Annotated in this window: 13 protein-coding genes; 5 read left to right on the top strand and 8 right to left on the bottom strand. The window is 66.3% G+C overall.

Going from position 1 to position 14,641, the window contains the following annotated elements:
• The first annotated feature begins 3 nt into the window (after window positions 1–3).
• From A5707_RS15745 to A5707_RS15735, 3 genes are read left to right on the top strand one after another with little or no spacing between them, the layout of a single operon-like run.
• Entirely contained in the window at window positions 4–633 is a 630-nt protein-coding gene (locus tag A5707_RS15745; protein ID WP_065015391.1) for an FtsB family cell division protein, read from the top strand.
• Complete coding sequence (locus tag A5707_RS15740; protein ID WP_065015390.1) at window positions 626–1,117, top strand: DUF501 domain-containing protein; 492 nt, start codon at window positions 626–628, stop codon at window positions 1,115–1,117. Before A5707_RS15745 ends, A5707_RS15740 begins: the two co-directional genes overlap by 8 nt.
• Entirely contained in the window at window positions 1,108–2,037 is a 930-nt protein-coding gene (locus tag A5707_RS15735) for a Ppx/GppA phosphatase family protein (protein WP_156658007.1), read from the top strand. Before A5707_RS15740 ends, A5707_RS15735 begins: the two co-directional genes overlap by 10 nt.
• Window positions 2,038–2,113: 76 nt before the next feature.
• Here A5707_RS15735 and A5707_RS15730 read toward each other — a convergent pair whose 3' ends face one another.
• The 8 genes from A5707_RS15730 to A5707_RS15695 form a co-directional block, all read right to left on the bottom strand.
• Window positions 2,114–2,794: a response regulator gene (locus A5707_RS15730; RefSeq protein WP_065015388.1), complete on the bottom strand. Its 681-nt coding sequence runs from the start codon at window positions 2,792–2,794 to the stop codon at window positions 2,114–2,116.
• Window positions 2,791–5,337, bottom strand: a complete 2,547-nt coding sequence (locus tag A5707_RS15725; RefSeq protein ID WP_065015448.1) for a sensor histidine kinase — start codon at window positions 5,335–5,337, stop codon at window positions 2,791–2,793. Before A5707_RS15725 ends, A5707_RS15730 begins: the two co-directional genes overlap by 4 nt.
• Window positions 5,318–6,196, bottom strand: a complete 879-nt coding sequence (locus A5707_RS15720) for a potassium-transporting ATPase subunit C (RefSeq protein ID WP_065015387.1) — start codon at window positions 6,194–6,196, stop codon at window positions 5,318–5,320. Before A5707_RS15720 ends, A5707_RS15725 begins: the two co-directional genes overlap by 20 nt.
• A 2-nt stretch (window positions 6,197–6,198) precedes the next feature.
• On the bottom strand, window positions 6,199–8,319 hold the full coding sequence (gene kdpB, locus A5707_RS15715) for a potassium-transporting ATPase subunit KdpB (RefSeq protein WP_065015386.1): 2,121 nt from the start codon (window positions 8,317–8,319) through the stop codon (window positions 6,199–6,201).
• Window position 8,320: 1 nt separating this feature from the next.
• Entirely contained in the window at window positions 8,321–9,991 is a 1,671-nt protein-coding gene (gene kdpA / locus A5707_RS15710) for a potassium-transporting ATPase subunit KdpA (protein WP_065015385.1), read from the bottom strand.
• Window positions 9,991–10,080 carry a potassium-transporting ATPase subunit F gene (locus A5707_RS24565; protein ID WP_156658001.1) on the bottom strand — a complete coding sequence of 30 codons (90 nt, stop codon included), beginning with the start codon at window positions 10,078–10,080 and terminating at the stop codon, window positions 9,991–9,993. The genes kdpA and A5707_RS24565 overlap by 1 nt, the downstream gene beginning before the upstream one ends.
• A 216-nt stretch (window positions 10,081–10,296) precedes the next feature.
• Window positions 10,297–11,793: a sensor histidine kinase gene (locus A5707_RS15700; protein ID WP_065015384.1), complete on the bottom strand. Its 1,497-nt coding sequence runs from the start codon at window positions 11,791–11,793 to the stop codon at window positions 10,297–10,299.
• Window positions 11,790–12,563, bottom strand: coding sequence for a response regulator transcription factor (locus A5707_RS15695; protein WP_082969493.1), 774 nt, complete (start codon window positions 12,561–12,563; stop codon window positions 11,790–11,792). The genes A5707_RS15700 and A5707_RS15695 overlap by 4 nt, the downstream gene beginning before the upstream one ends.
• Before the next feature lie 357 nt (window positions 12,564–12,920).
• On the opposite strand from A5707_RS15695, the gene A5707_RS15690 reads away from it, so the two are divergent.
• The gene (locus A5707_RS15690; RefSeq protein WP_065015383.1) at window positions 12,921–13,226 is read left to right on the top strand and encodes a PE family protein; all 306 of its coding nucleotides are present in this window, start codon (window positions 12,921–12,923) and stop codon (window positions 13,224–13,226) included.
• A 33-nt stretch (window positions 13,227–13,259) separates the two neighbouring features.
• Complete coding sequence (locus A5707_RS15685) at window positions 13,260–14,609, top strand: PPE family protein (protein ID WP_065015382.1); 1,350 nt, start codon at window positions 13,260–13,262, stop codon at window positions 14,607–14,609.
• The last annotated feature ends 32 nt before the right edge of the window (window positions 14,610–14,641 follow it).

Here is a 14,641-nt window from a genome sequence, read left to right as displayed (position 1 = left end):
ACGATGCCCGACGCGAAACGGCCTGATCCCAAGCGGCGCTCACGAGCGCCCCGGCCGGGACGGGCCGGCGATTCGGCTCCGGGCCGCCCGCGCAAGTCGGCGGCGGGGCGCCGGGTTTCGAACGGGTCGCGTGCGCAACCTGAGCCGGTCGAGCCGATCCGGCGCGCCATCGTCGCGTCGGCCGAGCAACGGTCCGAGCAGCGGCTGGGCCTGACCGCGCGGCGGGCGGCCATCTTGGCTGCCGTCGTGTGTGTGTTGACGTTGACCATCGCCGGCCCGGTGCGCACCTATTTCGCGCAACGTACCGAGATGAAACAGTTGGCCGCCTCCGAGGCCGCATTGCGCCGCCAAATCGCCACACTCGAGGAGCAGAAAGCCAAGCTGGCTGATCCGGCCTACATCGCGGCGCAGGCGCGCGAGCGGCTGGGGTTCGTGATGCCCGGAGAGGTGCCCTATCAAGTGCAGCTGCCGCCGTCGGCGACACTTCCCACCGAGCCGGGCTCGGAGGCCGCGACCCCGGCCAGCAGCGGCCCCTGGTACACGTCGCTGTGGCACACCATCGCCGACACTCCGCACGGCCCACCGGCACCGCCGTCGCCCGCGCCGCCGGAACCCGCGCCGCCCGGTGGTTGACCGCGCCGACCTCGACGCGGTCGCGCGGCAGCTCGGCCGCGAGCCGCGCGGGGTGATTGAGATCGCTTATCGCTGTCCCAACGGTGAGCCCGGGGTCGTGAAGACAGCGCCGAAACTGCCTGACGGCACGCCGTTTCCAACGTTGTACTACTTGACGCATCCGGTGCTGACCGCTGCCGCGAGCCGGCTGGAGTCGGCAGGGATGATGCGGGAGATGACCGAACAGCTCACGCATGACCCGGATCTAGCCGCGGCGTATCGGCAGGCACACGAGTCCTATCTGGCGGAGCGCGATGCGATCGAGCCGTTGGGCACCACGTTCTCCGGTGGGGGGATGCCCGACCGGGTCAAATGCCTGCATGTGCTGATCGCCCATTCACTGGCCAAAGGCCGCGGGGTCAACCCGTTGGGCGACGAGGCACTGGCGGTGTTGGCCGCCGAGCCGGTGATGGCCGGGATTCTCGACAAGGAGCAGTGGACATGACGAGGGTCGCGGCAATCGATTGCGGTACCAACTCGATTCGCCTGCTGATCGCCGATCCGGTCGACGGGCATCTGCGCGACGTGCACCGCGAAATGCGCATTGTGCGGCTAGGGCAAGGCGTCGACGCGACGGGCGAATTTGCGCCGGAGGCATTGACGCGCACCCGCGCCGCGCTCGTCGACTACGCCGCATTGTGTGCTGCCCACGACGTCGACCGCATCCGGATGGTGGCCACCTCGGCGGCCCGGGACGTCGCCAACCGCGACGTCTTCTTCGCGATGACGGCCGAAGTGCTCGGGGTCAGCGCCGAGGTGGTCACCGGCACGGAAGAAGCCGAGCTGTCGTTCACCGGCGCGGTCGACGAATTAGACCCTGCCGAAGCGCCTTTCGTGGTGGTCGACTTGGGCGGCGGCTCGACCGAGATCGTGCTCGGCGACGACGCCGTGGCGGCCAGCTTCTCGGCCGACATCGGTTGCGTGCGGGTCACCGAGCGCTGCCTGCACTCGGATCCGCCGACTGTCGACGAGGTGGTGGCTGCCCGCGAGCTGGTTCGCGCACGGCTCGACGAGGCGCTGAGCGCGGTCCCCGTGCAGCGCGCCCGGACCTGGGTGGGGGTGGCCGGCACGATGACGACATTGGCGGCCTTGGCCCAAGACATGGCGGCGTATGACGCTGCGACCATTCATCTTTCGCGTGTCCGTATTCAGCGGCTATTGCAGGTCTGCGAGGGGCTGATCGGTATGACGCGCGCGCAGCGCGCGGCGCTGGGGCCGATGCATGCGGGCCGCGCCGACGTGATCGGTGCCGGCGCGATCGTGGTGGAGGAGTTGGCGTTGGCGTTGCGCGAACGCGCCGGTATCCAAGAGTTGGTCGTCAGCGAACACGACATCCTGGACGGCATCGCGTTGTCGATCTGTTGACCCGCGAACGTCGACTTGTCGTGCCGCAGGGGCGCATATCGGCCCAACAACTCGACGTTGGGCGCCGCGCCAAGGTTCACACCTCGAAGCGGTAGCCCATACCCGCTTCGGTCAGCAGGTGCTGCGGCTTCGACGGGTCGTCTTCGAGTTTGCGGCGCAGCTGCGCCAAATAGACACGCAGGTAATGTGTTTCGGTGGCATATGCCGGGCCCCATACCTCTTTGAGGAGTTCCTCGCGACCGACCAGCTTGCCCCGGTTGCGGACCAGCACCTCCAGCATGCCCCATTCGGTCGGCGTCAGGTGCACTTCCGTGCCGTTCTTGATCACCTTCTTCGCCGCCAAATCGACACTGAACGAGGCGGTTTCGACGACCGGTTGATCGGTTTCGGACGCGGCGGCGTTACGGCGCACCGCAGCGCGCAACCGGGCGAGAAACTCGTCCATCCCGAACGGTTTGGTGACGTAATCGTCGGCGCCCGCGTCCAGCGCCTCGACCTTGTCCGACGAATCGGTGCGCGCGGAGAGCACGATGACGGGAGCGCTGAGCCAGCCCCGCAGCCCCGCCAGCACCTCGATGCCGGAGATGTCCGGCAGGCCCAGATCCAGGATCACCACTTCGGGACGGTGTTCAGCGGCCGCCCGCAACGCGCCGGCACCGGTAGAGGCGGTGATCACCTCGTAACCGCGAACCGAGAGGTTGATCTTCAGCGCGCGCAGAATGTGCGGCTCGTCGTCGATCACCAACACGCGGGTCATCGGCGCCGCTCCTGCGGTGCAGCCAGTTCCACGACGACGGTCAGACCACCGCCGGGAGTATCGGTCGCTTGGATGGTGCCGCCCATCGCCTCGACGAAACCGCGCGCCACCGACAACCCCAGCCCAACGCCGGTGGTGTTGTCGTGATCGCCCATACGCTGAAACGCCGCGAAGAGGCCGTCCTCGCTGCCCGCCGGGACACCTGGCCCCTCGTCGATGACATTGATCAGCACCCGCTGGCCCACCTGTCCGGCGTTGACGCGCACGACGCAATTAGGCGCGTAGCGCAGCGCATTGTCGATCAAGTTGGCCAGCACCCGCTCCAGCAGCCCCGCATCGGCCATCACCTGCGTGCCGCCGACGTCGACCTTGACGCGGTCGATACCGGGCCGCAGGAACCCGGTGGCGCCCGCGCCGATACCGACCAGCGCCCGTTGCACGGTTTCCTCCAGATACACCCGCCGCAACTCGGGTCGGATGACCCCGGCGGCCAACCGCGACGAGTCGAGCAGATTTCCCACCAGCGCGGTGAGCTGGTCGATGGACTCCTCGATGGTGGCCAGCAGTTCGGCGGTGTCCTCGGGGGAGAAGTCGACATCACCGGCGCGCAGACTGGACACCGCGGCCTTGGCCCCCGCCAGCGGAGTACGCAGGTCATGGCTGACCGCCGACAACAGCGACCTGCGCAACTCGTCGGCTTGTTCGATGGCTGCGGCTCTGCTGGCCTCCAGCGTCAATTCGCGCTGGCGTATCAGGCCCGCGGCCTGTTTGGCTACCGCCGAAAGTACCCGGCGGTCACGGGCCGCCAGTTTCCTGCCGGCCATCAGCATCCAGAATTCGTTGTCACCGACCTCGATGGCGGTGTCCGCGGAATCCACTGTGCTACAGGGGTTCATGCCCACCGAGGCGATGACGCGGCTATCGGTGCGCACCATGCTCACGGCGCGCTGCGAGTAGGTTTCCCGCACACGTTCCAGAAGTGTTTCCAGGTCAGCACCGCCCAGCACCGATCCCGCGAACAGCGTCAGCAGCTCTGCCTCCTGGGATGCCCGGCCGGCTTCGCGGGCCCGCTTGGCCGCGCCGTCGACCAGAACCGCGATCGCGACAGCAATCACCAGCAGCACCAATTCGGTTACGGCCGCGTCGGGTTCGGCGATGGTGAAGCTGTGCCGCGGCATCGTCAAGTAGTAATTCAACAGCAGACCCGATAACACCGCCGACAGCGCCGCCGGGGCGACGCCGCCCAACAGGGCCACCGCCAGCACGCCGACGAAGAACATCGCGCTTTCCCCGCTGGTGCCCAGGAACGGATCCAGCCAGGCGACGGTGATCGCGCAAATCGCCGACGGCACAACGACGGCCGCCAGCCATGATGCGGCGCGCCGCTGGCGCGGGGAGACCGGTGTCCGGCGAATGCCGAGTTTGGACTCTTCGTGGGTGACGATGTGCACGTCGATCTTGTCGGACAGTTGAATGACCCGCGCGCCGATGCCTTCTTCGACGATGCGCGCCCACCGCGAGCGGCGCGACGTCCCGATCACCAGCTGGGTGGCGTTGATCTGACGTGCGAAGTCCAGCAGCGCGGTAGGGACGTCGTCGCCGGCGACGATGTGCATCGAGGCGTCGAGGCTGGTGGCCAGTTCCCGGATCTTGCTGATCCGCGGTGCCGACGCCCCGGAGAGCCCGTCGCCGCGCAGCACGTGTACCACAAGCAGCTCGGCGGTGGACTTCGTCGCTATCCGGGATGCCCGCCGGACCAACGTTTCTGATTCCGGGCCGCCGGTGACTGCGACGACGACGCGTTCACGCGCCTCCCAGGTGTCAGTGATCCGTTTGTCCGCACGGTATTTGGCCAGCGCGGCATCGACTTGGTCGGCCAGCCACAGCAACGCGAGCTCGCGCAGAGCGGTGAGGTTTCCGCTGCGGAAGTAATTGGACAGCGCCGCGTCGACCTTCTCTGGTGCATACACGTTGCCGTGAGATAGCCTGCGTCGCAACGCTTCTGGTGCGACGTCGATCAGCTCGATCTGGGCGGCTTGCCGTACCACCGAGTCGGGCACCGTTTCCTGCTGGACGATTCCGGTGATCTGGGCGACGACGTCGTTGAGGCTTTCCAGATGCTGGATGTTGACCGTGGAGATCACGGTGATGCCGGCGTCGAGCAGCTCCTCGACATCCTGCCAGCGCTTGTGGTTCTTGCTGCCGGGCGCGTTGGTATGCGCGAGCTCGTCGACCAGGACCACCTCGGGGTGGCGGGCCAACACCGCCGGTACGTCGAGTTCGGGAAAGCGCTTGCCGCGGTAGTCGAGAAAACGGGGCGGGATCATCTCGATGCCCGCAACCAGTTCGGCGGTTTTCCGGCGACCGTGCGTCTCGACCACTGCGCCCACTAGGTCGGTGCCGCGTTCCAAGCGCCGGTGCGCTTCGCCGAGCATCGCGTACGTCTTACCGACGCCGGGCGCCGCGCCGAGGTAGATGCGCAGCTCCCCGCGTTTGCGACGGTTCTCGACACTCACCCAACCATCATCCACCAGTACCGGGATACGTTTGGTCCAGTGCGAGGTTGAGTCGCAGCACGTTGACCCTGGGTTCACCGAATATGCCGAGATCGCGGCCGCTGCTGTTGGCCCTAACCAGATCGCGGATTCGATCCGGCGCGACACGCCGAGCCGCGGCCACCCGTGCGATTTGAATCTCGGCATAGGCAGGCGAGATGTCGGGGTCCAGACCGCTGCCACTTGCGGTGACCGCGTCGGCAGGCACTCGCGGATCACCGGGCGCAACACCACGGACCGGCACAATCTGGCCGGTCGAGTAGTCCTGCCCGGGCTGTGCGCACTGCACAGGAACCCCGGCGTAGCTGCCCATGAAGGGTCGGGCCACGGTCGTGCACGGTTCGTTGACGCTGACCACTCTGGTCGGCGCGATGACGTTGCCCCGCGCATCGCGAGGCCCGATCACCGACAGAACGGCGCCGACACCGCCGGCCGTGCAGAATGGCCGCGACCCGTCCACCGCTTCCTGATCGCCGACCGCCTTGCTGTGCGAGCACACCACGGTGAGCAGGCTCGGCCGCGTCGGGGTATCCACCACGTCTTCGGGCCCCAGATTGCTTGCCCCGCTGCTTAACGGATCGTAACCGGCACCGGCCGCCGAAGGCCGCGACTGAAAGTACTGTGGGAGCGGCCGACCGGCGGCGTCGGTGAACGACTGGCCAATCAGCGCGCTGCCCACCGGCTTTCCGTCGATGCGGATGATCGAGCCCTCCGCCTGCTGGCGCAAACCGGGACACTGTCCGACCAGCCACACGAACAGCGGGTAACCGATTCCCAGGATCACGGTGAACACCAGCAGCGCCCGCAGCGCTGCCCAATGCTGACGAACCAGGACGGAAGTATTCATTGTCAGGCCATTCCCGGAAGAAGTTGGACCACCAGATCGATGAGCTTGATACCGATGAACGGGGTCACGATCCCGCCGAATCCATAGATTGCGAGATTGCGGCTCAACAGTTTCGACGCATGGCTCGGGGTGTACCGCACACCGCGTAGCGCCAGCGGAATCAGGCCGACGATCACGAGCGCGTTGAAGATGACCGCCGAGAGGATCGCCGACTGCGCGCTGTGCAACCGCATCACGTTGATCAGGTCCAGGCCGGGGAAGAGCACCACGAACATCGCCGGGATGACCGCGAAATACTTGGCGATGTCGTTGGCGATCGAGAACGTGGTGAGCGCACCACGGGTGATGAGCAACTGCTTGCCGATCTCGACGATCTCGATCAGCTTGGTCGGATCGGAGTCCAGATCCACCATGTTGCCGGCTTCTTTGGCCGCGCTGGTGCCGGTGTTCATCGCCACCCCGACGTCGGCCTGGGCCAACGCCGGAGCGTCGTTGGTGCCGTCGCCGGTCATCGCGACCAGTCGGCCGCCTTCCTGCTCACCCTTGATCAAGACCAGCTTGTCTTCCGGCGTGGCCTCGGCCAGGAAGTCGTCGACGCCGGCTTCGTCGGCAATCGCCCTGGCGGTCAACGGATTGTCGCCGGTGATCATCACCGTGCGGATGCCCATGCGGCGCATCGCGTCGAACCGGTCGCGCATGCCCTGCTTCACCACGTCTTTGAGGTAGATGACGCCGAGCACTTTGGCTTGGTTGCCGCTTACCTGACCCACCACCAGCGGGGTTCCGCCGGCCGCCGAAATGCCGTCGACGACCTGTCCGACTTGCGGCGACACCGCGCCGCCGTGGCCGCGCACCCATTCCGCGACCGAACTGGCCGCACCCTTGCGCAGCTGCCGTCCGTCGATGTCGACGCCCGACATGCGTGTTACCGCAGTGAATTCCACCCATTCGGCGTTGTCGAGCTCGCCGGGCAACCGGGCCCGCAGCCCGTAAGCGTCTTTGGCGTAGACGACGATAGAGCGGCCCTCGGGGGTTTCGTCAGCCAGGCTGGCCAGCTGAGCGGCGTCGGCAAGCTCCTCGAAGGACACACCGTCGACGGGGATGAACTCCGAGGCCTCCCTGTTGCCGAGCGTGATCGTGCCGGTCTTGTCCAAAAGCAGGGTGTTGACGTCGCCGGCTGCCTCGACCGCGCGTCCAGACATCGCCAGCACGTTGCGCTGCACCAGGCGGTCCATCCCGGCGATGCCGATGGCCGACAGCAGCGCGCCGATCGTGGTGGGTATCAGGCATACCAGCAGCGCCACCAAAACGATTCCGGTGATGCCGTTTTCGTCGAGAGCGGCGGTAGCCCGCACCCCGGGGTTGTTGGCTTTGGAGTAGATCGCCAGCGGCTGAAGGGTGGCTACCGCGAACACGAAGATGACCGTCACGGCGGCGAGCAGGATGTTCAACGCGATCTCATTGGGAGTTTTTTGCCGGTTGGCGCCTTCCACCAGGGCGATCATTCTGTCCACGAAGCTTTGACCGGGCTGTTGGGTGATCTTGACGACGATGCGGTCGGAGAGCACGGTGGTCCCGGCGGTCACTGCCGACCGGTCGCCACCGGATTCCCGGATGACCGGCGCCGATTCGCCGGTGATAGCCGATTCGTCTACTGACGCAATGCCTTCCACGACGTCGCCGTCGCCCGGAATGACTTGGCCGGCCTCGACGACGACGAAGTCGCCCCGCTCTAGCAGTAGTGCGGGGATCTGCTCTTCGATACCGTCGCTGGCCGGTGACCAGCCGACCAGCCGGCGCGCCTGGGTGCCGGCTCTGGACTTGCGTAACGTGTCGGCCTGCGCCTTGCCGCGCCCTTCGGCCACTGCCTCAGCCAGGTTGGCGAAGACCACCGTCAGCCATAACCAGAACACCACCAGCCAGCCGAACCAGCTCGGTTCCCCGACCGCCAGCACCGTTGACCACACGGCGCCGATCTCCACGACGAACATCACCGGGTTGCGCCACAGCGTGCGCGGATCGAGTTTGCGCAGCGCCTCAGGTAGCGACTTCAGCAGCATCTGCGGGTCAAGCAGCCCGCCCTCGACCGGATGGGTCGCCGAATTCCTTGCCGGGACACGCATTTCAGTGCAGCCCCTCGGCGAGGGGGCCAACAGCCAGGGCAGGCAGGAAGGTCAGCGCGACCAAGATGATTGTCACGCCGACGACCAGTCCGACGAACTGCGGCTTGTGGGTGGGCAGGGTGCCGATCGACGCGGGCGTCGTGCCCTGACGAGCCAGCGAACCGGCCAGCGCAAGCACCAGAATCATCGGCAGGAACCGTCCGATGAGCATCGCCAGCCCGAGCGCCGTGTTGTACCAGACGGTGTCGGCGGCCAGCCCGGCGAACGCCGAACCGTTGTTGTTCGCCGCCGAGGTGAACGCATAGAGCACCTCCGACAGTCCGTGCGGTCCGGTGTTGGCCATGGCGGCCCGCTGGCCGGGCAGCGTCAGCGCGGTCGCGGTGCCGAATAGCACGATCAGCGGGGTAATCAGGAAATAGCTGGCGGCAAGCTTGATCTCGCGTGGTCTGATCTTCTTGCCTAGATATTCCGGGGTTCGTCCGACCATCAGTCCGGCGACGAACACCGTGATCACAGCCAGGATGAGCATGCCGTACAGGCCGGAGCCGACGCCGCCGGGCGCCACCTCACCCAGCAGCATGTTGAACAGCGGCACCATCCCGCCCAAGCTGGTATAGGAGTCGTGCGCGGAATCGACTGCGCCAGTCGATGTCAGCGTGGTCATGCCGGCGTATACCGCGGAGTCGGGGACGCCGAACCGCTGCTCGACACCTTCGGTGGCGGCGCCTATTGCGGTGGGGACAGTGCCGTGGTGCTGCAGCTGCAACAGCACCACCACGGTGAGGCTGATCGCGGCGATGATCGACATGACCGCGGCGATCGCGTAGCCCTGCTTGGTATTACTCACCAGGCGGCCGAAGGTGCGTGGCAACGAGAAACTGATCACCGACAGCAGGAAGATCTCGACCCAGTTCGTCCACGTGGTCGGATTCTCGAAGGGATGCGACGAATTGGCGTTGTAGAAGCCGCCGCCGTTGGTGCCGAGCGCCTTGATCACCTCTTGGCTGGCTACCGGACCGCCGGGGATGGTCTGCGGCGATCCGGCCAGCGTGGTGACCACCTGGTCGTGCAGATGGAAGTTCTGCACGACGCCGCCCGCCATCAGCACCACCGCGCCGATGACCGCGATCGGCAACAGGATGCGCAGCGTGCCGCGGACCAGATCCACCCAGAAATTGCCGAGTTCACCGGTGTTGCGGCGGGCAAACCCACGAACGAACGCGATGGCCACCGCCATACCGACCGCAGCGGAGACAAAGTTCTGTACCGCCAAACCGGCCATCTGCACCAGATGCCCCTGCGTAGATTCGCCGGCATAGGCCTGCCAGTTGGTGTTGGTGACGAAACTTACCGCGGTGTTCCACGCCAGCGCCGCAGTCATGGGTGTCGCTGGCTCGGCAAGGTGCAGCGGGAGCTTGCCCTGCACGAGTTGAAGGAGGAACAAGAACACGAGGCTGACGGCCGAGAACGCCAGCATGCTCCGGGCATAGGTCGCCCAGCTTTGTTCGGTGGCCGGGTCGGCGCCGATCAGCCGGTAGACGAACCGTTCTGTACGCGAATGCTTCTCGGAGCTGTAGACCCGGTACATGTAGTCGCCGAGCGGCAGGTGGACTGCGGCCAGCGCCACGACCAGCAGCGCGAGAAACAACAGGCCAGCCGTTGCGCTATGCACTAGAACTGCTCCGGAAAGAGCAGGGCCGCAACGAGGAACGCCGCAACGAGCACGGCAAGCACCAGGCCGGTGGCGTTGGTGAGGTTCATCGGCCGTCGACCGCCTTCACCACGAGGCCGAGTAGAGCGAACACCGCGGTGGTTAGCAGCAGGTAGAGCACAACAGACATGTCGTCTCCGTTCACCCAGCATCAACTCGCCCTCGGCGATTAGGGCTGCACCGACGCTAACGCCGCGCCGCATCGAGCGACGGGGTCGTTGACGCTTTCTTTACGCGCGCAACCGCGACGTTTACGGTCTCTGGCGCTAGTCGCTCGGCGGTGCGCTCATGGGAAGGCGGACACGGAAGACCGTTTGACCGTCAGCGGATTCGGCGGTGACCGTCCCATGGTGCGCCTTGACGATCGACGCGACGATCGGCAGTCCCAACCCGTTGCCGGACCCGTTGGACCGCGACGCGTCCCCGCGCACGAACCGCTCGAACAGGTGCGGCAGCAGACCGGGATCGATATCGGGCCCGTTGTCGGTGACGGTCAACTCGACGTACGGCCCGTCTGCGCCCGACGGATGACGTGCGATCGCCGTCGTCACCGTGACTCCGGCAGGCGTGTGCACGTGCGCGTTGCTCAACAGGTTGCTCACCAGTTGATGCAGACGGTGGCGGTCCCCGCGCACCCATACCGGTTCCTCGGGCAAGTCTTTGACCCAACGGTGCGTCGGCGCGGCCACCGCCGTGTCGTTCACCGCATTGATCACGACGTCGCCCAAATCGACCTCTTCGGTGTCTAAATCCTCGCCTTCGCCCAACCGGGACAGCAGCAGCAACTCGTCGACGAGCGAGGTCATTCGCAGTGCCTCGGACTCGATACGGGCCAGCGCGTACTCGGTCGTCGGCGGCAACGCCGAGCTGTCCTGGCGGGTGAGCTCGGCGTAGCCCTGAATCGCCGCCAACGGGGTGCGCAGTTCGTGGCTGGCGTCGGTGATGAATTGGCGCATCCGGCGGTCGGATTCGACGCGGTACCTCAATGCGCTATCGACGTTGTCCAGCAAGCGATTCAACGTGTGCCCGACGATGCCGACCTCATTGTCGGGATCGGTGTCGTCGGGGCGCACCCGCGTGGTGATCCGGTGCTCGTCACCGATGAGCGGCATGGCTGCGACCTCGGCGGCAGTTGCGGCCACCCGGCGCAGCGGACGCAGCGCGTAGCCGACCACCCAGATCGTCAGGATCGCCGTGACCAACAGGGCTCCGGCCAGAAGCGCTGTGGCGGTGACCGTTCGGCGTTCGATCGTACGATTGGTGAGGCTCAGCGACACCCCGACCAGCAGACGGTCCGGCCCGTCGGCGCGGCTGTCCACCCGATAGGAACCCAAGCTGCCCAACTGCTCGGTGCGCGGCGGGCCGTCGGCCCAGGTGTGCGACTCGATGGCGCGAACCACGTCGGCAGGCGCCGGGTGCGGCTCGTCTTCGGAGAAGACCGCCGAGCCGATCACAGTGCCGTTACGCAGCACCGCGATCAGGTTTTCCGGCGTCTGGCCGGTGAATCCCAGCATCGCCGTTTCGATGGGCATGCCGCCGTGCGCGCCCTCACCGCTGCGGTACCGGGCGACCGAATGACTCAGCGCGTCCAGCGATTCGACCACCTCGGCGTCGTTCATCGTCGTGACGTATGCGCGCAGGCTCAACACCGAGACGATATCGACTGCCACCAAAACCACGCAGACAACGGCCGATACGCTCAGCACCAACTGGCGGCGCACGGATCGTGTCCGCCACCACGGCGCGACTCGACGTCGGATCATTCCGGCGATCGCAGCATGTATCCGACACCGCGAACGGTGTGGATCATCGGTTCTCTGCCGGAGTCGAGCTTCTTTCGCAGATACGAGATGTACAAGTCGACGATGCTGGTCCGGCCCGCGAAGTCGTAGTTCCAGACCCGGTCCAGGATTTCGGTGCGGGTCAGCGCGCGACGCGGATTGCGCATCAGGAACCGCAGCAGTTCGAACTCGGTGGACGTCAGCGAGATCAGCGTTCCATCGCGGGTGACCTCGCGGCTGGCACCGTCCAGGGTGAGATCGCCGACGGTCAGCACCTCTTCGGCGGGCGGCGCCAGGTGATTGGAGCGCCGAAGCAGTCCACGCAACCTGGCCACCAGTTCCTCGAGGCTGAACGGTTTGGTCATGTAATCGTCGGCGCCCGCGGTCAAGCCGGTGACGCGGTCCATCACCGAATCACGGGCGGTCAAAAACAGCGTCGGGGTGTAGGCGTCTGATTCACGCACCCGCTGCAGGATCTGCAGTCCGTCCATATCGGGAAGCATGATGTCGAGCACCAGCACGTCGGGGCCGACCTTGTCGAACTTGGCGACGGCCTCCCGGCCGTTGTGGGCAACATCGACAACCCAGCCTTCGTAATGCAGGGCCATCTTGACCAGGTTGGTCAGTGCCGGCTCGTCGTCGACCAGCAAAACCCGGATCGGCGATCCGTCGGCCCGGTTGATCTTGGGCAGCTGCCCGAGGATGGCCTGGCGTGGCCGCTGATCGCGTGCATAACCCGACATTGCGGTCATGTTCCTACATTCTCCCTGGCGCATATGAGGTTGTCACGGAGTTCATAGGGTTCTCACATGTAACCGGCGGCGGCCAGGCCCAGCGCCGACATCGGCAGATATGCGGTTTCTATGTATCCCATCAGCCTACTTGATATGGCTCTTATACGAAAAATACCGTGGTGCATAGCCGTTGAGCCACGAGATGACGCACAGCGAAGTGCGCCAGTCTAATCGTCCGCGCGCGAACAGCTTTGGCATTGACGCTGCGATCAGAGGCGGCCGGGAGCGGCCATTGCCCGCCGTCGTGCAGTTTGCGCGCGGCAAGCCCGCGAGCAGCGGCATGTTTTCCGCTTTCGAGAAAGTTAGGAGAAGTCAATGTCTTTCGCAGCTTTTGTCAATACTCATCCGGAGATGCTGGCCGCAGCCGCCGGCAGCTTGCACGGCATCGGTTCGCAGCTGAACGCAGGCAATGCGGCGGCGGCCGGCCCGACCAGCGGGGTGGTGCCGGCAGCCGCTGATGTGGTGTCGGCGTTGACCGCGGCGCAGTTCGTTGCGCATGCCGGCAGCTATCAAGCCGTCAGCGCCCAGGCGGCCGCGGTCCACGAGATGTTCGTCACCACGCTGCAGACCAGTGCCGCGTCCTATGCGGCCACCGAGGCCGCCAACGCCGCGCGGGTGTGAGCAGCCAGCTAACGCAACGAAAGGGGAGAGGCGATGGATTTCGGCGCGTTCCCGCCGGAAATCAACTCCGCGCGAATGTATGCAGGCCCTGGGCCCGGTCCGATGCTGGCTGCCGCGACCGCTTGGGACGGGCTGGCCGGCGAACTGCAATCCGCGGCAACGTCGTATCAATCCGTGGTCACCGGGCTCACCGGTGGACCGTGGCAGGGTCCGGCGTCGGCGTCGATGGGTGCTGCAGCAGCACCGTACGTGACGTGGATGAGCGCGACTGCCGCCCAATGTGAGCAGGTGGCCAGCCAGGCCAGGGCGGCCGCGGCTGCCTATGAGGCGGCCTTTGCGATGACGGTCCCCCCGCCGGTGATCGCGGTCAACCGAACCCAGCTGATGACTCTGGTTGCCACCAACTTCTTGGGCCAGAACACCCCGGCGATCATGGCCACCGAGGCTCAATACGGCGAGATGTGGGCCCAGGATGCCGCGGCCATGTACGGCTACGCCGCCTCCTCGGCTGCCGCCTCGACGTTGACGCCGTTCCCGCCGGCACCACAGAACACCAACCCGGCCGGGCTGGCTGCGCAATCGGCCAGCGTCGCGAAGGCCGCCGGGACTACGGCGGGTGGCCACGCGCAGGCGATGACATCCTCACTGTCGTCGGTCCCCCAGACACTTCACGGTCTTGCGCAGCCGCTGCAGTCGACGTCATCGACCTCCGGGCTGTCAATGGCGATGGGTACCGGGACATCAGCTGCCTCGTCTGCTGCTTTCACTCCGGCCAGCATGCTGACCGGAATGACGGGCGCGTCAAGCAAAGGAGCCCTCAAAGGTGCGGGCAAGAGCGCCGGGCTGGGCGCGACGGCGGCGGCTGCCCCGGCGGCTGCACTGGGCAGCGAGAACTCGATCGGGCTGGTCGAGGACACGGTCGGTCTGGGTATGGACGGGGTCGGTCTGGTCGGTTTGGACGGCGGTGGCGTTGGTCTGGACCTGATTGGTGTGGGCCTGGACTTCTTGGGCGCCGACGAGTTGACCGAAGCAGGCGGCTTGGGCCCGTTGGGAGTGGGCGGCTTGGGAGTGGGCGGCTTGGGCCACTTAGGTGGCGGCCTGGGTGGGGGCGCGTCGGCCAGCGTGGGTCAGGCGGCGTCGCTCAGCGGGCTGTCGGTGCCGCAGAGCTGGGCTGGAGCCGCTTCCCCGCTGGGGTCGTTCAGCCCGGCCAGCGCCATGCCGTTGCCGAATGCCAACCTCGGCGCCGCTGCTCCGGCTGCGTCGGCAAGCGGACCGGCGATGCCCAAGGTCACCTTCCCGAGCCTGGCTGGACGCGAGACCGATGGTCTGCAACGAATTGGGCTGCGTCCCAACATGCTGCCGCACTCGCCGATGGCGGGATAGCCGCAAAAAGTCGTGGCCCGCACACCCCGGTG

The sequence above is a fragment of the Mycobacterium kyorinense genome (genome assembly GCF_001672775.1).
In the GTDB taxonomy this organism is placed as follows: domain Bacteria; phylum Actinomycetota; class Actinomycetes; order Mycobacteriales; family Mycobacteriaceae; genus Mycobacterium; species Mycobacterium kyorinense_A.
The sequence above is the reverse complement of the archived record's forward strand: the minus strand, read 5'-3'. Positions and strand labels throughout refer to the sequence as shown.